A 20,021-nucleotide genomic window follows, 5' to 3' on the forward strand; every position below is an offset into this window, starting at 1 on the left:
AGCCCGTAGCCTTTTATTTTACTCTTGAATGTCGAAGATGCTCTCTGACAAATCAAGATGAAGGAGCACTTTGGTGCCCTTGCCCGGCGCCGATTCGACACGCGTATAGGAGTGCGGCCCATAAAAGCGATGGATGCGCTCCGAAATATTGTGCATGGCCACACCGGCGCCGCCACCCTGGGGAGAGCTGGCGTCGGGACGGGCAGAGCGCTCGTCAAACAGTCTGGCGGCGGTACCCTCATCCATGCCCACGCCATTATCGGCCACGGCAATCAAGATTGCATCCTCGCCGTCTTGGTGAACGGTCACGTCGATCCTCAGGGCGTCGTCATCGCCCATACCATGACGCACGGCGTTCTCGACAATCGGCTGGATCACGAACGCCGGCACCAGCGTATCTTCCACGTCCTCGGACACATCGAACGTCGCAAGCACGCGGTCCTCGCCAAAGCGGGCCTTCTCAAAGGTAAGGTAGCGCTTGGTCTGTGCGACCTCGCGCGAGACCGGAATAAGCGATCCCGAGTTGTCGAGCGTGGCACGATAGAACGATGAGAACTCACGAAGCAGTTCGCGGGCCCGCAGCGGGTCGGTGCGCGTAAACGATGCAATGGTGTTCAGCGTGTTGAACAGGAAGTGCGGGTTAATCTGCGCCTGCAGCGCACGCACCTCGGCGCGCGCCGTGAGTTCCTTTTGCACCTCGAGCTCGTGGATGGCGAGCTGCGTGGACAAGATCTCGGCAAAGCCCGAGGCAAGCGCGTACTGGGTACGGTCGACGGCGCGCGGGGTCTTGTAGTAGAACTTGAGCGTGCCGACGGTACGATCGCCCACCTTGATGGGGGCGATAATGCCGGCGGGGACTTGGTTGTGCGAGCCATCCGAGCCCACGACATCCACCATACGGTTGAACGACTGCACGATGCCATGTTCGATAACGTAGCGTGTGGCAAGCGTGTGGATGGGAGAATCTGGCAGTAGTTTTTCCTCAAACTCGCCTGCGCAGGCCAACACGTTGCCCTCGTCGGTGATGGCCACCGTCATGGCGCGCGTCTCGGGCAAAATGCGCCGGCACACCAAACGCGCCGACTCCTGCGTCAGACCGCCCTTAATGTCCTCGAGCATGGCCGAGGCCACCGAGAGCGTCTCCTCGGTGTACTGGGAGCGCACCGAATCGGGATTGAGCGTCAAAAAGATAAAGATGCACAGAAAGATGCACAGCAGCGCGCAGGCAATCACCGTGGCGATCGGCTCGATACCGGTCACCAAGGCAAAAATAAAGTACACCAGCACACAAATGGCGCAGGCAACGGCAATGATGCGAAAGATTGATATTGAACTATCGCGCTGGGCGCGGCGGTCGATCATTCGGCCCCCTCCAGGATACTGATCAGTTGTGCGTCACGCCAAAGCCCGTCCATGATCTTGGGCCAAAAGCTCTGGAAACGCAGGTAGCTTGCAGCGTTTTGGCGCGCATAGGCCTTTGCCTCGTCGATACCATGGCGCCAGATGCGCAGGTAGCCCTCATGCTCGCGGGTAAACACGCTGCGGACCATAGCGGTCTTGCGCACGCGGTCGTCGAGCTCGCGCGAAATCCACGGGCCCGGGTAGGGCATGAGCGATGCCGCCGTAACGGGAATGAGCTCCTTTTGATGCGCGGCGAATGTCAACTTGGCCCGCTCGTAGTACCAACGGTATACATCCTGCATAAAGCGCGGTGAGCGCTTTTCGGACTCCGGAGGCAGATGGCGCACGGTCCACTCGTTATCGAACCACACGTCGTAGCCAAACATGCGCATGTTAAAGAGGTAATCCAAGTCCTCGCCGCGGGTGATAAACGGGTCAAAGGCCACACGCGTAAAGGCGCGGGCGTGCAGGGCCATCAGGCCGCCGCACACGTAGTTGGAGCGCGAGATGCGGGTGCCCGAAAGCGCCTTTTTCATCCAACGGTTGAACTCGATGCGCTTGGTCCACCAACGATGGCAGATGCCCGCCTTGTCCGTGGGAGCCAGCGGCGAGCCGTCGCGATCGTAGAAATAGCCGCTCTTGACCAAGATCGGCAAGCCCTGACGCGTCTGCTGCCCCAACGCATAGGTCGCGCGCTTCATAAAGTCGGCGTCGATGACAGTCTCATCGTCATCCAAGAAGATAACCGCGTCATGCCCCAGCACAGCGGCGCAGGCTAGCCCCATATTGCGGATGGCACCGTAGCCTCGCAGGCTCACGCACTCGCCCGAACCCTTGGGCGCGATCTGAGCAACCCGGTCTGCGATGCGCGAGGCCTGGGTGTTGGTGACAACGGTGACCTTGAGCGTGGGATGCGCGTCGACAATCTCGTGCACGCGCAGCGACACATCGGCTGTGGCAGAAACGGGACAGACCACCAAAAGGATGATGCGCGGGATGTCACGTACCTGCTCAAGCGAGGCCAGGCAGCGGTCGAGTTCGGGATTGTCGGCGTTGAGTCGCGTCGAATGGTCATAGGTGCCAGGGGCGTTTGCGCAAGCGTCATCGCCCGCCCAATACGTTGGAATCACGACTGTGGCGTTCATGCCTTACCCTCCCTGCAACACAAAAACGGGACGCCGCCAAACACAGGCGACGCCCCGCGACCTAGCTGATTCCATCATACCCACTTGGGCAAATCATTGCTCGCAAGTCGCAATGTTTATTGCGGATAACCCCAAAAGAGTACCGTGGACAGGCACAATAGCCGCTCGCTCCTATGCGGCATGCTCTGCTGCCCGAGTCATGCGGGACAGGCGAACCAGCAGCATAAAGCCAACGATCAGCAGCACGCCAATAGAAAGGACGCCCAGCGGCGGGTTGCCGGTCAGCGAGGTAACGACCGACACTAGGAAGGTACCCATGACGCTTGCATAACGACCAAAGATGTCAAAGAAGCCGTAGTACTCGTTGGACTTTTCCTTGGGGATAATGCGACCAAAGTAGCTACGGCTGAGCGCCTGCACGCCGCCCTGGAACAGGCCGACCATAATGGCAAGCACCCAGAACTCAAAGGCGGTCTTTAGGAAGAACGCGGCGAACAGCACAATGCCCATGTAGGCGGCGACCGCCACCAGGATCATGTTGAGCGTGCCCACGCGTCCGGCGAGCTTGCCGTAGATGATGGCGGACGGAAAGGCCACGAACTGCGTAACGAGCAGCGCCAGTACCAGCTGGGTCGAATCGATGCCCAAAGCCGAGCCGTAGCTGGTAGCCATGGAAATGACCGTGTGGACGCCATCGATATAGAAGAAGAACGCAATCATGTAGACCAGCACGGTCTTGTTGTGGGCGATCTCGCGCATGGTGTGTCCGACCTCGGAGAACACACCGCCAACGATGTGGCCGATGGTGTCCTCGGGACCGCGCTCGCGACCATACTTTTGCTTATAGGTGTGAATGAGCGGCAGGGTAAAGATGAGCCACCAGGCACCAGTGATGATAAAAGACAGACGCGTTGCCAGCATGGTGGGGACGCCAAGAGCGGGGCCACCCATGATGAGCGCCAGGCAGATGACGAACGGCACGGTGGAACCGATGTAGCCCCAGGCATAACCCGAGCTGGACACGGCGTCCATGCGCTCGTCGGTGGTAACGTCGGGCAGCATGGCGTCGTAGAACGTCATAGAAGAGTTAAGGCCGATGGTGCACAGCACGTACACGGTCAAAAATGCCATGGCGGACATTGGGATAGCCTGCGCCAGGCAAAGAACCAGGCCCGTGAGGAAAAAGCCCAAGAAGAACTTGATTTTGTTGCCAGCGTAGTCGGCAAGTGCGCCCAGAATGGGCATGAGCATGGCGATGACCAGCGAGGCGATCGTCTGTGCATTGCCCCAGGCGACCACCAGGTCGGCCGAGGAAGCGCCGGTATTGATGGCGTTAAAGTAAATGGGCACCACCGAGGTATTGAGCAGCACGAGGGCCGAATTGCCCACATCATACATAACCCAGTTACGCTCGAGCTTGGTGTATTTCATGGACAGGGACCCTTCGTATTCGCCCGATATGCAGTTAGTTCATCGTACCCCAATTGTCCAGAACCGCCGGTAAGGATTCGGCAAAGGGGCACGCACGGGCCCTATTCCTCGCGGTCGAACTCCTCATCGGCATTGAGCACGCGACCGCTGTAGTTGACGTGACTGGTCACGGCATCCATGTCACCGGTCTCGATAAAACGTGCGACCGTGCACTCGTAATCGCCCAGCGCGCGATCAAAGACCTCGGGGAAACTCTCGTTCGAGACCTCGTCGGTAAAGGGATTCTTCCATGTCAGATGGCCCAGGTTACCGGTGCGCTCGGGCAACTCCGTCGTCACGCGATGAGCAAGGCCGTCGAGCAGCGAGTAATCGTGCACCAAGCCCTCAACCAGCGAGATCGCGCGCGTCTTTGCGGAGCCGGCCGGCTCAATCGCGCGGTAAAGTCGCTGCATATTGGCAACGGCAGCACCGTACTCCCCCGCCGGAATGTCAATGCCGTACACGCGTCCGGCAACATAGCTCATCAGCACGCCGGCCACGCGATTGATGCGATCAGTGGTGACGATCTCGCCCGCCGGCGGGTAATCGTCAACCGTAGCGCCATCGCGTTTAAGCTGCAGCATCAGCACATCCAGGTCGCTCTCGATCACGGCATGGACCTGACTGCTCGAATCCTCAAGCTCTGAATCGGACTCGACAATGCCAAACTGCTGCTCATAGACAAAGGGATGAGCGTTGCGGTCGAGCACGTAATGAGACAGCAGGCCCAGCGCAAAGGCGCGACCCAAGCTGGCGTCGCGCGGCAGCAGATGCGACACGCCGTCGCGTAGGCACGCGAACTGGCGAGACATGCGCGACCGATGCATGACCTGCGCCAGCAGCGTGCAGTCGGGAACACGCGGTGTCAGAATGTGAAAGAAGAACGGGTCGGGGCCTTGGTTGCCCAAGATAAAGGCAATGCGCTCTTCATCGGACGTGATGACGCCCTGTGGAAGACGGTCGATGCTTTCCTCGCCAAACAGATGATGGGTGATAAGCGCGGGCATAATGATCCTTTCGATTTCATTCGATGCCACCCATTATGCCCACCGCGCGCCCATGCCAAACCTGCGATGGTAAACGACGGCATGCAGACCGTCTACGCAAGCCCCAAGTGTGCTTTAATCTCGGCGGCACGACGACGGGACACCGGCACCGTCGAGTTCACGCGGTCGAGCCTGAGCTCCATCAACCCCGTGGAGCCAATCTCAACATTGTGCACGTCTTCCAAATTGACCAGGTAGCTGCGATGAACGCGAATAAAGCCCTCGGAGTCCAGCCGACGCTCGAGCGAAGAGATCGACTCATTGATCAGGTATGTTCCCTCGGCGCAGATGGCGTTGCAAAAATCGGCGCGCGCCTCAAAGTAGCAGACGTCTGCGGCGGGAATGAAAACCTTTTTTCCCCCGCGGTCCACCGTCAGACGCAAAGGCTGGCGCGGAGCATGGATAACACGACGGGCACCCAAGGCTGTCTCGATCTTGTCGAGTGCCTTTGACAGGCGTGCGTCCTCGACCGGCTTGACGACATAGTCGACCGCATCGAGGTTATAGGCATCGGCCGCATACTCGGCAAACGCCGTCACAAACACAACCACCGGCGGCGTCTTTAGGTTCTGCAGCGTCTCGGCAAGCTCAATTCCCGAGCGACCGGGCATGGTAATGTCTAAAAACAGCACGTCGGGCTTGTTCGACAGAATCGACTCCACGGCTTCGGTGACATTGCCCGCCTCGGCAATCTGACCCACACGCGCATCCTTTTCCAACAGATAGCGTAGCTCAGCCCTAATGGGAGGCTCGTCATCAACCACCAAGATGTTCCAGCCTTCGGACATATGTGCTTCCCCTCTTTTTCTCTCAATCCAACCGCGTGCTACGCCGTCAACGGCGCCGGCTCATGCGGCTCGCCGTTCAGCTCGACGATGACCTGCGTTCCCACGCCCTCCTGGGACTTCACGCGCATGCCGGAATCTTCTCCGTAAAAGAAATGGATGCGCTGAAGTACGTTAAAGAGCGCCAAGCCGCAGCCTCGTTTGATGGAACCGTCGGCGGTAATGCTCTCGGGCTCCTCCAGGCGATGTTGCTCAAACAGATGCGCGCAGACTTCTTCGCTCATACCGATGCCATCGTCCTCGACGATGATCTCCAAACCGTCATCGGTCTCGAAAGCCCTAACATGAATAGAAAGCGGCTCGGTCTCGCGCTGCGCGTGCTTGATGCAGTTTTCGAGCAACGGCTGCAAGATAAACGGCGGCACCATGCAATCGCGCACCTCAAAGTCGATATCGACCGAGACGCGCAGACGGCCGTCGCCATAACGAGCCTGCATAAGATTGATATAGCGAGTGCCCTGTTCCACCTCGTGCTCGAGCGTTGTGAGGGTATCGGAATCAGAAAGCGTCTGACGGTAGTAATTGGAAAAGTCGATCAGCAGCGACCTTGCCTTGTCCGGCTCGGTACGTACGAGCGACACGATGGTGCTGATGGTGTTAAACAGAAAATGAGGATCGACCTGCGATTGCAAGGCACGCAGCTCCACGCGGGCCGTAAGCTCGTCCTGGCGCTCAAGCTCAAAGCTCGCAAGCTGCGTGGAAATGAGGTCGGCAAAGCCCGAGGCAAGCGCCGTCTGGCGCATATCGATGCTGCTCAGACGGGGATAATACAGCTCGAGCGTGCCCACGCAATGCCCGCGCACGGTAAGCGGTGCGACAATACCGGCGCGCAGGCGCGGAAAGTAGCCACCCGTCTCGGTCGAGGCATCGCGCGAGAACACGATTTGCTCACCGCTGTTGATCACGTTGAGCGTAGTCCGCAGTACCACCGGGGTGCCCGCGGGGCATTTTGCCGAGTCCTCGCCCCAGCTTGCCAACACCTGCTTGCCGTCGGTAAAGCAGATGGCAGAGGCGATAGTTTCGGACAGGATGATCTTAGAGGCGCCCAGGGCAGCTTCGGGCGTAAGGCCGCGCGACGTGTAGGCGAATATTTTTGAAGCGATGGCGAGCGTGCGGTCGGTTGCGCTCGATGTGAGGTCGTCGGGAACGACAAAGACGTACGAGAAGAAGAAGCACAGCATGACCAAGCCGGCAATGACGACAACGGCCGGAACGGGATTGGGATTATCGGTTAGATCCCAGATGAGCAGCAGGATAAGCAGCGGAACAACAATACCGAGCAAGATGGCTTGAACCACATGCTGAGCGGTACGAAAGACCTTGGTAGAGTTGTAGCTCTTGCCCAGAATCAGCCTATTGAGATCCACCGTCATCTCCTTCTTACTGACGCGCCCCATAGCAATAAAGAGGGCCGCAAGCGACCCTCTCCATTGCATTATGCAATCAAATACTGTGTTTTACATCAAGCCATCGATGAACGGTAGCTTAGGCGCTGTACTTGTTTGCCTCGCCGAAGGTGCCAGCCTCGACAATCCAGCCGTCCTTCATGATGACGTCCATGTTGTCGGTGTTGAGCACGTGGATGTCGGCGGCGACGTCACCGTTGACGACCAGCAGGTCGGCGCACTTGCCGGCCTCGATGGAACCGGTCTCGTCCTCGATGTGGCACATCTTGGCACCGTTGAGGGTGGCACAGGTGATGGTCTCGACCGGGGTGAAGCCGATCTTGTCGACGAACTCGTACATCTCCTCGATGGAGCAGGTGCCGTACGGGGTGACGAAGGAGAAGGAGTCGGAGCCGATCGTCATGACGACGCCGCGCTTCTTGGCCTCGCGCAGGCAGTCGTAGTTGCGCTGCAGCTCCTTCTCGACCAGGGTGCCCTCGTACTTGTCGTGCAGCTCGGGGACGTAGACGGGCGGATAGGTGGCGTACCAGGTGGGCAGGAAGGCGATCGTCGGGGTGAAGAAGGTGCCCTGCTCGGCCATGAGGTCCATGGTGCGCTCATCGATATCAAAGCCGTGAATCAGCTGCTCGCAGCCAAAGCGAACGGAATCGTAGGCAGCGGCGTGGTTGTTGTAGCAGTGGCTCCACACGGGGATGCCGACCATCTTGGCCTCTTCGACCACGGCCTGAATCTCCTCGGAGCAGTAGTGCTGGTCGCGGCCGGAGTCCCAGCGCCAGATGCCGCCACCGGTAGCCCAGATCTTGATGGCATCGGGGTTCTCGCGCAGGCGACGACGGACGGCCTTGCGCAGATCCCAAGGACCGTCGACCTGATCGCCCCAGGGGTGCGATTCCTTGTTGAGCTCCTGGCTGCAGTGGTGGGAGTCGCCGTGGCCGGCAACGCGGCAGAAGCCAAGGCCGGTGGCCAGAACGCGCGGGCCCTTGAAGACGCCCTTGTCGATGCAGTCACGGATCTGGATACCAAAGCGGCCGATCTCGCAGACGGTGGTGAGGCCGTGGGTGAGGCAGTCGTAGGCCTGCTTGACGGCGACGGCCTGCTTCTCGAGGAGCGGCTGCATGACCCAGTCGGTGTCATCGTCGGTCAAGTTGCCCGAGAAGTGCAGGTGGGTGTCGATCAGGCCGGGAAGGACGGTCTTGCCGGCGGCGTCGATGACCTCAACGCCCTCGGGAAGGTCCTGCATGGCGCCGGCGTACTCGATCTTGCCGTTGTCGTCGACGAGAACGAGGGAGTTCTCGACCGGCTCGGCACCGGTACCGTCGATGAGCTTGCCGCCAACGATTGCATACTTAGTGGACATGGTTCCTCCTTATGGATCCATATAGTGGGCGAGGCCGAGTTGGGTTAAGGCCTCACAAAGCTACCCAAGTGGCGCCGGGTTCGGTGCGCGGAAGAGAGGGTCCCGCGCACCTGATCCGCCCCGGCTCGGCGTTACTTTTTGCGGGAATTGGTGAAGGCCATGAGAGCCAGGCCGACGGCCAGCCAGCCGATCACGATGCTCCACTCCACCATGTTGAGGGAGGCGGGAGAGAACGGAATCACGAGCAGGCCGATGATGATGGCGCAGGCAGCGATAGCGAGGCCGATGCCAAACTTGCCGCCGGGCACCTCGTAGGGACGAGGCAGGTCGGGCTCGGTGAAGCGCATGCGCAGGCAAGCGAGGGCGACCATACCGCAGGAGAAGATGAAGGCGAGAGCCGACACGTTGGTCAGAGGGATGAGCATGTTCTTGCCCAGGAACGGACCGACGACGGTGATGACGCCCAGAACGACGCAGGCAAGCTTGGGAGCGCCGGACTTGGGGTCGACCTCGGCGAACTGCTCGGGCAGCTGGCCCTTGCGGCCCATGGCGAGCATGATGCGGCTCGTGGCGCCGTAGAAGGAGTTCATCGGGCCCATGGGTCCAAGCGTAGCGATGACGAGCATGGCCAGGTACAGAAGCATGTTGATGCCCTTGAGGCAGGCAAGCGCGGGAACCGGGCTCTTAACGAACTCATGCCAGTCGAGGATGGTGCCGAACGAGTAGATGCAGACCATGTAGAAGCCGCCGGCGGCCAGCAGAGCCAGGGAGATGATCTTGCCGAACTTGTTCCAGTTGAGGCCCTCGGCTGCTTCCTCAGCCTGCTGAGGAATGGTGTCGAAGCCAGCGTAGAAGAACGGGGTCAGAACCAGGACCGACACGATGCCGGCGAACAGGCTGGAGCTCTCGGTAGCGGCCTTGCCGCCGCCAGCGCCGGTGACCTGGGAGAACACGGGCATGGCGTTGTCCGGCGAGCCGGTGAACAGCGAGACGCCCATGGCGAGCAGCATGCCGCAGAGCAGAGCCTTGGTCAGGAAGGCCTGGAGCTTGGCGGCCGAGCTGGCGCCGCGGAAGTTGAGGAAGATGACGTAGACTGCAAAGCCGAGCGCGATCAGCGTCGGGAACAGGTAAACGTCGGCCCCCAGGATGGTGTAGAGCTTGACGGCACGCAGCCACTCAAGACCGGGCAGGCTGCCGAACATCTCGGACACGAGGGTCGAGATGGCGATGGCCTCCCACGGACACAGGATACCGTTGCCCAGGGCCAAAAGCCATCCGGTGATGTAGCTCAGCGTACGGCCAAAGCTACGATCGACATACTCGACGATGCCGCCCGAGATGGGGATAGCAGCCGTGAGCTCACCGAAAACAGCTCCGACGGGCACGAGGAAGATTGCACCCAAGAGGAATGCGATCATAGCGGGAACGGGACCGCCGCCCACGACCATCCAGTCGCCGACCTGCAGAACCCAACCGGTACCGATGATGGCACCAAAGCCGATGGTGAAGAAGTTCCAGAGCGAGAGCGTTTTCTTCATGCCGCCGTTATCCTCGACTGCAACTTCTGCGTTCTTGTCCGCCATTGTTCCCCTCCTTTCCTATTTGACGCCCTTGGCGTCACCCCTTGCGCGGTCCGTTTTGCCGCGCGCTTTTATTCCATGGCTTTAAGATACGGCCTTGGCGCAGCAGCGCCGCTCGCAGCTCGACCGAAGGCAGAACTGCAAAACGAGCGGCACCGTTTTTGGGACGAACGGCGGGAGACGTCATTCGTCTTGGACGTTTTCATCTTGTCTGCTTTTGAAGACCTGTTGCCGTGACGCTTGGCGCGCGGCGCGGCAACGTTCATACCATTTGTCAGGCTTTTGGCGCACATACCCATGTGTCGTGCATCTTTTTATGTAGGATAGACAAGTTACATATGAGACAAGGTGATTCGAATGGCATACGGATACAATGACGGCGACCAACGGCCACAAAGCGTGCGCCTTGCCGGCCGCACCACGCCAACGCCCAGAAGCACCTCCGACAACGACAACCCGCAGCGCCCCCAAGAGCAGCCCGGGGCTTCTTCGCGGCAGCAAAGCCGTACCGTGCAGCAGTCAGACCGCGTGAGTACGAGCACACGCCAACGTCAGACCGACACATCGCAGCCACGCCGCTACGATCGCCGTAAGACCGACTACTACGTTAAGCGCTCCTTTTCGCGACCTCAACGCGATCGCGGCAATTCCGCCCCTCACCCCGCGTCGCACATCACAAGCCACGCGCTTCCGGCCCGCCGCCTACGCCTTGCGCTTTGCTCCATCGCCGCCTGCCTCGTCTTTGTGTTTTTGGGATCCTGCATCTCCCACGGATCAGCCGGTCTTGAGCCCACTGCCGAGGACAAGCTGCTTAAAGCTCCCGTCGCGCCCGGTTACTCCTTTGCGTTCTCGACCCCACGCTCGCAATGGCAGGCCGGCGCCATGCCCCACATCTACCAAATTGACCCCGCATGGTCGGAGCTGCCCTATGCCGGTGGCACTATTCGCGAAAACGCCTGCGGTCCCACTTGCCTCACCATGGTCTATATCTTTAAGACCGGCCACACCGATAAGACGCCGGTCGATATATGCGCACTGGCCGAAGCCGGCAACTACGCCCCCACTGGTGCCACCGAGTGGTCGTTTATGACAGGCGGTGCGTGGCAGCTGGGGCTCAACGGAACACAGCTCTATAACGATCGCGAATCGATTACCCAAGCACTTCGCTCGGGTGCGCCCGTCATCGCCGCAGTGCGCCCCGGTACGTTTACCAACGTAGGCCACTACATCGTGCTCTACGGCATCGACGATGCCAACCAGATTGGCGTCTACGACCCCAACTCGGCCAGCCGCAGCGCCCGCCGCTGGGGCGTCGTAGAGGTCCTCAACGAAGTCGAAGCCATGTGGGCCTACTACTAGTCATTGGGGACAGACTTAAATGAGTGGTCATTGGGGACGCTCTTGTTTGACTAGTCGTTTAAGAACGTCCCCAATGACTAGGTGAATAGCAAAAGCCCCGCAGCCGGAGCGGACTGCGGGGCTCATGAAGAGAGGCTAGTTTGTGGGCGCTTTGCCTGGCGCCCACGAGAGAGGCAACAGAGTAGAGACTACTCGTGGATGCGGGTACCGGAGAGGCCGGCCATGGTCTCGGCGGCCTTGTCCAGAGCGCCGATGATGCAGGTGCGGCCCTTGCGGGAACGGGCGAACTTGATGGCAGCGCGAACCTTGGGCTCCATGGAACCCTTGCCGAACTGGCCCTCGTCGGCCAGGCGCTCGGCCTCGTCGGCGGTGAGGTCCTCGAGCTCCTCCTGGTTGGGCTTGCCGAAGTTGATGGCGACATGCTCAACGGCGGTCAGCAGGAACAGAACGTCGGCGTCGCAGTCCTCGGCCAGCAGCTCGCCGCCCAGGTCCTTGTCGATGACGGCGGGAACGCCCTTGTAGCAGCCCTTGTTCTCGTAGTCGCGGACGACGGGAATGCCGCCGCCGCCGCAGGCGATGACGATGAACTCGTTGTCGAGCAGGTTGAGGATGGAGTCGGCCTCGACGATCTTCTTGGGATCGGGGGAAGCGACGACGCGACGCCAGCCGCGGCCGGAATCCTCGACGAAGACCTTTGAGGGATCCTCGGCCATGAACTCCTTGGCCTGCTCCTCGGTGTAGAAGGGGCCGATCGGCTTGGTCGGGTTCTTGAACGCGGGGTCGTCGGGGTCGCACTCGATCTGGGTGACGACGGTGGCGGCGTGCCAACGCTTATAGCGCTTGTGCATCTCGCGGCCGATGCCCTGCTGCAGGTGATAACCAATGTAGCCCTGGGACATGGCGCCGCACTCGGGCAGCGGCATCTCGGGGGTGCCGATGGCGTCGTGGGCAGCGGCGAAGGCGTTCTGGATCATGCCGACCTGCGGGCCGTTGCCGTGGGTGATGATGATCTCGTTGCCCTGCTCGATGAGACCGAGGAGAGCGTGGGCGGTGTTGCTCACGGCCTCGATCTGCTCGACGGGGTTGTTGCCGAGGGCGTTGCCGCCAAGGGCGACGACAATACGATCGGGCTTGCCAAGAGGCTTAGACATTGCTGGAATCCTTTCTGTAAAAGGCCTACAACCCATTAATAACCCGCGTCCGTGCGATACGCGAGTTTATTAAGGTTTATATTCTCTTTATCGCTCATTTTATTCATTTTGAAAATAGCGGAACGGTGAACGGTCGTTTTTATCCGCTCAGCGTACAGAACCCCAGCTCAAGCATATCTACGCCATTTACGTGCAACTTTATTTAAATAGAGCAGGGATTAGACCAGATTATGCAAACTATATCTTTGCTAAACACAAAACGGACAGCGCAATATCTTACTCGCACTATACGCGATTCTATACATTAATTTGACGAGTATGCATCCCTGCAAAAACATGGGGCCTTTCATCCAACATAAGGGATAGCCGATCGCGCTTCACCCCGCGGCAAGCGACTGCGAGTTCGCAGTATGGAACTTTACCGTCGGCTTCTGCATGAACGCTGCCGACGCCCTTTCGCTCCTGCGCGCCCAAGCAGCCGAGAACGCTAACGGCGCCACTGCCAACCTGGCCACCCTCAACAACGGCGCCGCCAGCCTTTTCGCAAAGTACCGTGCTGGCTCGCTGGCTTTGAGGCCTAAGCGAGCTTTGCTATTTGCCAATTTTTGTATGATTTGGGTCAAATCTATCTGCCAATTTTTGTATGATTAGGGTCAAATCTATTTGCCAATTTTTGTCATTGAGGGGTTTTAATGCTACGCCGTAAGGTCACTGACAGGCTTTTGAGCTGGAAGAACAAATCCAATAAAGCGTTGCTTGTTACTGGCGCGCGTCAGATTGGCAAGAGCTATGCAATTCGCGCGTTTGGAAAGAGCAACTACGCTTCGTATTATGAGGTCAATCTGCTACTCGATGCCGAGGCAAGAGACGTACTTGTTGGCGCTAAGAACTCCATTGACTTCATCAACCGTGTGGCCCTTCTTGCGGATGCACCGCTTGTTGAAGGAGACACGCTTATCTTCGTCGATGAGATTCAGGAGTATCCGCAGATCGTTACACTTATGAAGGCGCTGGTCGAGGACGGACGCTTTAGCTATGTCTTCTCGGGGTCTATGCTTGGGACTGAGTTTAAGGGGATCTCTTCTTTTCCGGTGGGGTATGTCGAGCACATTGTTATGCGACCGATGGATTTTGAAGAGTTCTGTTGGGCAAACAGCATCAGCGAGAATGTGCTTGCAGACATTCGCAGCTGCCTTGTCGAGAGACGTCCCGTCGAAAACTATATTCATGAGGCGATGCTCAAAAACTTTAGAGCCTATATCGTTTGCGGCGGCATGCCAGAGGTCGTTCAGAACTATATCGATTCGGGCTATTCGCTCGTGAGAACGCGTGAGCTTCAAATTCAGCTAGTCGATCAGTACAAAAGCGATATCTCTAAATATGCATCGACTCGAGCGTTTAACGTTCGCTCCATTTTCGAGCAAATTCCCGTTCAGCTTGAGGCGGAGTCCCATCGCTTTATCGTCTCGTCTCTAGGCGAGGGAGCTCGTCTTCAAAAATACGAGCAGGATTTCCTATGGCTGGTGAACGCAGGCGTTGGATTGATGGTCCCCCAGGTGACGGAGGCCCGAAGTCCTCTTAAGAGGACAGAGAAGGCAGCCGCCTTCAAACTATACGAGTCCGATACAGGAATGCTCGCATCGCGATATCCCGGTAGCACGGCACGCGCTGTATATCTAGATATGAAAACCCCCAACCTCGGCGGTCTCTATGAAAACGTGGTCGCGCAGGAGCTTGTTGCCCTCGGAGCAGATACGTGGTACTACCAAACACGTGAGGTCGGTGAAGTCGACTTTGTAATCGAAGGCGCCCGAGGACATGTTGTCCCAATCGAAGTCAAATCGGGCAAGAAAGTTCGAGCACATGCGGCCCTCGATCGCCTGATGAGTGTGGGCGAGTACAAGATTCCCGAGGCCGTTGTGCTGAGCCACGAAAACCTTAGCGAAGAGGGCAAGATCCTGTACGTTCCAATCTATATGACATTCTGCCTCGATGAGTTTATGGAAAAGGACGACCCCAACAACGATTTCTCATTTGCACCCATATCTCTCTAGATCATCTGAACCAACAACCAAGCCCCCTCCATAACCAAAGTAACGCGTGGTTTCGCGGCCGCGCCGCGAAACAGCGACGGGGACAAAAGCCCCCCACAACCACGTCCCTCATGCAGCCCCACAATCCGAGGACGTAGTCGTAGCAGGATCTGAGGGCTGACCTTCGCGGACACTCCGCAGGACGAAAGAACCCCCGCCGCACGTAGTGCGCAGCGGGGGTTCTTTCATGTCCGAGGACGTCCGCGAAGGTCAGCCCTCAGATCCTGCGGTGGGAGACCTAGGCCTCGTTGTACACCGTCTTGAGCTTCAGCAGATGCTGATAGCGGTCCATGGCGGCCTGCTCGTTCTCCTTGAAGAGCTCCTCGGCGCGCTCGGGGAAGGAACGCGTCAGCGAAGCGTAACGGGCCTCGTTCATCAGGAACTCCTGATAACCGCCCGCGGGCTCCTTAGAATCGAGCGAGAACTTCTTGCCGGCAGCAGCCTCAGGGTTGAAGCGGAAGAGGTTCCAGTAACCGCACTCGACAGCCTTCTTCATCTCGGCCTGGCAGTTCTGCATGCCACCCTTCTTGATGGAGTGCATCTCGCAGGGGCTGTAGCCGATGATGAGGGACGGGCCGTCGTAGGCCTCGGCCTCGTGAATGGCCTTGAGGGTCTGAGCCGGGTTGGCGCCCATGGCGACCTGCGCCACGTAGACGTAGCCGTAGCTCATGGCGATCTCGGCCAGGGACTTCTTCTTGGTCACCTTACCGGCAGCGGCGAACTGAGCGACCTGGCCCAGGTTCGAGGCCTTGGAGGCCTGACCGCCGGTGTTGGAGTAGACCTCAGTGTCGAAGACGAAGACGTTGACGTTGTGGCCGGAAGCCAGGACGTGGTCCAGGCCACCGAAGCCGATGTCGTAGGCCCAGCCGTCGCCGCCGAAGATCCAGAAGGACTTCTTGGTGAGGTAAGCCTTGTCGGCGAGAATCGCCTTGGAAGCGTCGCAGCCGCACTTCTCGAGCTCGGCAACGTAGGCAGCAGCAGCGGTCTTGGAGGCCTCGGCGTCGTTGACGGAGTCGATCCAAGCCTGGCCGGCAGCCTTGAGCTCATCGGACGGACCATCGGCAGCGATGATGTCCTGGGTAGCGGCGATCAGCTTCTTCTGGACGGCCTCGTAACCGACGGCCATGCCCAGACCGTGCTCGGCATTGTCCTCGAACAGGGAGTTGTTCCACGCCGGGCCGTGACCGTCCTTGTCCTTGCAGTAAGGAGCGGTGGCAGCGGGGTTGCCCCAAATGGAGGAGCAGCCGGTGGCGTTGGAGATGAACATGCGGTCGCCGGCAACCTGGGTCACCAGACGTGCATAGGCGGTCTCGGCGCAGCCGGCGCAGGAGCCGGAGAACTCCAGGTAGGGCTGCTTAAACTGGCTGCCCTTGACGTTGGCCGCGATGAGCTCCTTCTTCTCGGAGACGTTCTCGACCATATAGTCCCAAACGGGCTGCTGGTCCATCTCCTGCTCGGTGGGAACCATCTCGAGGGCGCCCTTGGGGCAGACCTTGACGCAGTTGGTGCAACCCATGCAGTCGAGCGGGGACACGGCCATGGTGAACTTCATGCCCTTGGCCTTGGGGCCCATGGCGTCGAGCGTGCGGGTAGCCTCGGGCGCGGCGGCAGCCTCGTCCTCGGTCATCGCGAACGGACGGATGGTGGCATGCGGGCACACATAGGCGCACTGGTTGCACTGGATGCACTTGGTCTCGTCCCAGTGGGGAACGACCACGGCGACGCCGCGCTTCTCGTATGCGGAGGCGCCCAGCTCAAACTGGCCGTCAGCGCAATCGACGAAGGCGGAAACAGGCAGGCTGTCGCCGTCCATGCGATCGATGGGCTCGAGCAGGTTCTTGACCTGCTGGGCGATAGCGGACTTGGTCTCCTCGGAGAGCTCGACGGGAGCGGCATCCTCGGCGGTAGCCCAGTCGGCCGGAACCTCGAACTTACGGAAAGCGGTAGCGCCGGCATCGATGGCCTTGTGGTTGGCGTCGACGATGGCCTGGCCCTTCTTCATGTAGGACTTGGTAGCCGCGTCCTTCATGTACTGCAGGGCGTCCTCGGCGGGCAGGACCTTGGCCAGCGCGAAGAAGGCGGACTGGAGCACCGTGTTGGTGCGCTTGCCCATGCCGACCTTGGCGGCCAGGTCGATAGCGTCGATCAGGTAGACGTTGACGTTGTTGTTCGCGATGTAGCGCTTGGCCACGGCGGGCATGTGCTCGGCGAACTCCTCGTCGCTCCACTGGCAGTTGACCAGGAAGGTGCCACCCGGCTTGACGTCGCGGACCATCTTGAAGCCCTTGACGATGTAGCTGGGGTTGTGGCAGGCGACAAAGTCGGCCTTGGTCACGTAGTACGGCGAACGGATCGGGGAATCACCAAAGCGCAGGTGCGAAACGGTGACGCCGCCGGTCTTCTTGGAGTCGTACTGGAAGTAGGCCTGAACGTACTTGTCGGTGTGATCGCCGATGATCTTGATCGAGTTCTTGTTGGCGCCGACGGTACCGTCGCCACCCAGACCCCAGAACTTGCACTCGATGGTGCCGGGGGCTGCGGTGTTGGGCGCATCCTCGGCCTCGGGCAGGCTCAGGTTGGTCACGTCGTCGACAATGCCGATGGTGAACTCGCGCTTGGGCTCGTCCTTCTTGAGCTCCTCGAAGACAGCGAACGCGGACGCGGGAGGCGTGTCCTTGCTGCCCAGGCCATAACGGCCGCCGACGACCTTGATGCCCGTCTTGCCGGCCTCGTAGAGAGCGGAGACGACGTCCTGGTAGAGCGGCTCGCCGATGGAACCCGGCTCCTTGGTACGGTCCATGACGGCGATCTTCTGGACGGTCTCGGGGAGAACGTCGACGAAGTGCTTGATGGAGAACGGACGGAACAGACGAACCTTGACCAGGCCGACCTTCTCGCCGTGAGCGTTGAGGTAGTCGATGACTTCCTCGAGCACGTCGCAGAAGGAGCCCATGCACACGACGACGCGATCGGCATCGGGAGCGCCGTAGTAGTTGAACAGGCCGTAATCGGTGCCGAGCTTCTCGTTGATCTTCTTCATGTAGCCCTCGACGACGGCGGGAAGCTCGTCGTAGACCTTGTTGCAGGCCTCACGGTTCTGGAAGAAGATATCGCCGTTCTCGTGGCTACCGCGGGTGTGCGGGTGCTCAGGGTTGAGCGCGTGGTCGCGGAAAGCCTGGACGGCGTCCATGTCGCACATCTCGGCCAGATCCTTGTAGTCCCACATGGCGACCTTCTGGATCTCGTGGCTGGTGCGGAAGCCGTCGAAGAAGTTAAGGAACGGGGTCTTACCCTCGATGGCGGCAAGGTGAGCCACCGGCGAGAGGTCCATGACCTCCTGGACGTTGCCCTCGGCGAGCATGGCGAAGCCGGTCTGACGACAAGCCATGACGTCGGAGTGATCGCCAAAAATGTTCAGGGCGTGGGAAGCGACGCAACGCGCGGAGACGTGGAAGACGCCCGGGAGCTGCTCGCCCGCGATCTTGTACATGTTCGGAATCATCAGGAGCAGACCCTGAGAAGCCGTGTAGGTGGTGGTCAGAGCACCGGCGCCCAGCGAACCGTGAACGGTACCGGCTGCACCTGCCTCGGACTCCATCTCGACGACCTTGACCGGGGTGCCGAAGATGTTCTTGCGACCCTGGGCCGCCCACTGGTCGACATGGTCGGCCATCGGGCTGGACGGCGTAATGGGATAGATTCCCGCTACCTCGGTGTACGCATACGAAACATATGCGGCCGCCTCGTTGCCGTCCATAGACTTAAACTTACGCGCCATATACCCCTCTCCTCTCATATAGGTATACAGGCCCCGGCGATCGCCGGGATGTTGGCGTGATGGGATTTACGCTGTTGCTTCCAATCATCTGGCAGGCAGGCTCAGCAGCAGGTACGTGGCGTGGAGAGAAGACATGCCGAGGCGAGGGACAGCTGATGCGCCCCACAGACCCGACCGCCCGTCTTGCACATGACCGAGCGCCGCAAAGGCCGCATGCCGGATGCTCCCGGGCACGCCCCGGCGATGGGAAGCGCCCGCAACGGAAATCCGCATGCGGGTTTATTGTACCCCGCCGTCAAGTGTAATTTCGGCAAATATAGGCGGGCGGTAAAGGTTTACCTCGGGTGACCGCCAAGGGCCAAAATGGCCCCTCCATCCCCGGGCGACCGGCTCTGGCGCGCCAAGGAGTGTCCCCAGCCGGCAGAGAAAAGGAACGTCCCTATCCGCCGGCTAGAGAGCACCGAAGAGGATGGCGTAGGTAGTGGATTCGCCGAGCTTGAGCTCGTCGCCGGGATTGAGTTGGGCGGAACGGCCGGGCTCGACCTGAATGCAGACGCGCGTGGCCCCGTTTACCACCACGGTTCCGTTGGTGGACGACAAGTCCTCGACGTGCCAGATATTTTGAGCATCGCACCAGATATGGGCATGGCGGGCCGAGACATCGTCGCCGACGTCGGTAATATCGCCCTCACCAGTGGCCAGCGCGCCAATCTCAACACCCTGCTCACTCGGCTGAATCCAGCGCGGGGCGCTCACGACAAAACTGTTTTGTACGCGCAGCAAGCCCAAGGGGTGCGCCGGGGCGGGTTCGCGTTCGCCCGCGGTCATCGACATGCCAAGCGAACGCGGCGTGGATGTTCCTCCGCCACAGGTCGCGTGCGCGTAGTCGATGGCATAGTTCACCGAGGACCGCACATCCGCCGAACAACCGACAGCGACAAACAGCACCAGCACGGCCTCGGCGCGCTCGGCGGGCATGAGTTCCGCCGCCTGGGACAGGCGATCGAGCGCGTTGCGATAGAGATTCGTGTCCTGGTGGCACTCTTCGAGCGCGCGTACCATCGGTTCACCTGCAGAACCGCACGCCATATTGATCACAGCCGTGAAGTCCATGGGATTGCGCTGGCGCAGGGCCAGTTGTGACATAATACGCGCAGCCGAGGTACCGTATTCGGCAAAGTAGCGCTGCTGAAGCGTGCCGACCGGCGCGCGAACGATAAAGCGGGAAACCCAAGAGCGATCGGCGGCTCGGCTCTGCGGGCTGCGGCCGTCGGCGAGCGGACGGGACGAAAGCACCAGGCCGCACAGCTCGATATGGCTCAGATGCGCCGCGCGCTTAAAGATGTCAAACATGGCCCCGCATGGGGTGAGCTCAACTTGAGATGCCATG

General features: G+C 59.9%; 14 protein-coding genes. 3 read left to right on the plus strand and 11 right to left on the minus strand.

The features are described 5' to 3' along the window. Positions 1-18: 18 nt before the first annotated feature. From AAAX34_RS01705 to AAAX34_RS01740, 8 genes are all read right to left on the minus strand, one after another. Complete coding sequence (locus AAAX34_RS01705) at positions 19-1,362, minus strand: histidine kinase (protein WP_055310084.1); 1,344 nt, start codon at positions 1,360-1,362, stop codon at positions 19-21. Further along, entirely contained in the window at positions 1,359-2,546 is a 1,188-nt protein-coding gene (locus tag AAAX34_RS01710) for a glycosyltransferase (protein WP_055285281.1), read from the minus strand. Before AAAX34_RS01710 ends, AAAX34_RS01705 begins: the two co-directional genes overlap by 4 nt. A 171-nt stretch (positions 2,547-2,717) precedes the next feature. Then, positions 2,718-3,977: an MFS transporter gene (locus AAAX34_RS01715; protein WP_349109779.1), complete on the minus strand. Its 1,260-nt coding sequence runs from the start codon at positions 3,975-3,977 to the stop codon at positions 2,718-2,720. A gap of 101 nt (positions 3,978-4,078) precedes the next feature. Beyond that, the gene (locus AAAX34_RS01720; protein WP_349109780.1) at positions 4,079-5,023 is read right to left on the minus strand and encodes a zinc dependent phospholipase C family protein; all 945 of its coding nucleotides are present in this window, start codon (positions 5,021-5,023) and stop codon (positions 4,079-4,081) included. A gap of 92 nt (positions 5,024-5,115) precedes the next feature. Further along, entirely contained in the window at positions 5,116-5,850 is a 735-nt protein-coding gene (locus AAAX34_RS01725; RefSeq protein ID WP_349109781.1) for a response regulator, read from the minus strand. 38 nt (positions 5,851-5,888) lie between these two features. Next, positions 5,889-7,280: a histidine kinase gene (locus tag AAAX34_RS01730; protein ID WP_349109823.1), complete on the minus strand. Its 1,392-nt coding sequence runs from the start codon at positions 7,278-7,280 to the stop codon at positions 5,889-5,891. 112 nt (positions 7,281-7,392) lie between these two features. Further along, the gene (locus AAAX34_RS01735; RefSeq protein WP_117633809.1) at positions 7,393-8,670 is read right to left on the minus strand and encodes an amidohydrolase family protein; all 1,278 of its coding nucleotides are present in this window, start codon (positions 8,668-8,670) and stop codon (positions 7,393-7,395) included. Between the two features lie 131 nt (positions 8,671-8,801). After that, on the minus strand, positions 8,802-10,253 hold the full coding sequence (locus tag AAAX34_RS01740) for an APC family permease (protein WP_196033960.1): 1,452 nt from the start codon (positions 10,251-10,253) through the stop codon (positions 8,802-8,804). A 354-nt stretch (positions 10,254-10,607) separates the two neighbouring features. Here AAAX34_RS01740 and AAAX34_RS01745 point away from each other — a divergent pair, with 354 nt between their 5' ends. Then, on the plus strand, positions 10,608-11,609 hold the full coding sequence (locus AAAX34_RS01745; RefSeq protein WP_349109782.1) for a C39 family peptidase: 1,002 nt from the start codon (positions 10,608-10,610) through the stop codon (positions 11,607-11,609). A 188-nt stretch (positions 11,610-11,797) separates the two neighbouring features. On the opposite strand, the gene arcC is transcribed toward AAAX34_RS01745, so the two are convergent. Continuing rightward, positions 11,798-12,760: a carbamate kinase gene (gene arcC, locus AAAX34_RS01750; protein ID WP_006235166.1), complete on the minus strand. Its 963-nt coding sequence runs from the start codon at positions 12,758-12,760 to the stop codon at positions 11,798-11,800. Positions 12,761-13,195: 435 nt separating this feature from the next. Here arcC and AAAX34_RS01755 point away from each other — a divergent pair, with 435 nt between their 5' ends. Together AAAX34_RS01755 and AAAX34_RS01760 are read left to right on the plus strand one after the other, a co-directional pair. Then, complete coding sequence (locus AAAX34_RS01755) at positions 13,196-13,411, plus strand: hypothetical protein (protein WP_161160075.1); 216 nt, start codon at positions 13,196-13,198, stop codon at positions 13,409-13,411. A 41-nt stretch (positions 13,412-13,452) separates the two neighbouring features. Beyond that, positions 13,453-14,814 carry an ATP-binding protein gene (locus AAAX34_RS01760; RefSeq protein WP_161160074.1) on the plus strand — a complete coding sequence of 454 codons (1,362 nt, stop codon included), beginning with the start codon at positions 13,453-13,455 and terminating at the stop codon, positions 14,812-14,814. Between the two features lie 277 nt (positions 14,815-15,091). On the opposite strand, the gene nifJ is transcribed toward AAAX34_RS01760, so the two are convergent. Beyond that, on the minus strand, positions 15,092-18,631 hold the full coding sequence (nifJ, locus tag AAAX34_RS01765; protein WP_138340895.1) for a pyruvate:ferredoxin (flavodoxin) oxidoreductase: 3,540 nt from the start codon (positions 18,629-18,631) through the stop codon (positions 15,092-15,094). Positions 18,632-19,081: 450 nt separating this feature from the next. Next, positions 19,082-20,020 carry an FHA domain-containing protein gene (locus tag AAAX34_RS01770; RefSeq protein WP_349109783.1) on the minus strand — a complete coding sequence of 313 codons (939 nt, stop codon included), beginning with the start codon at positions 20,018-20,020 and terminating at the stop codon, positions 19,082-19,084. Position 20,021: the final 1 nt, after the last annotated feature.

Source organism: Collinsella sp. CLA-ER-H4, assembly GCF_040092395.1.
Classification (GTDB): Bacteria; Actinomycetota; Coriobacteriia; order Coriobacteriales; family Coriobacteriaceae; genus Collinsella.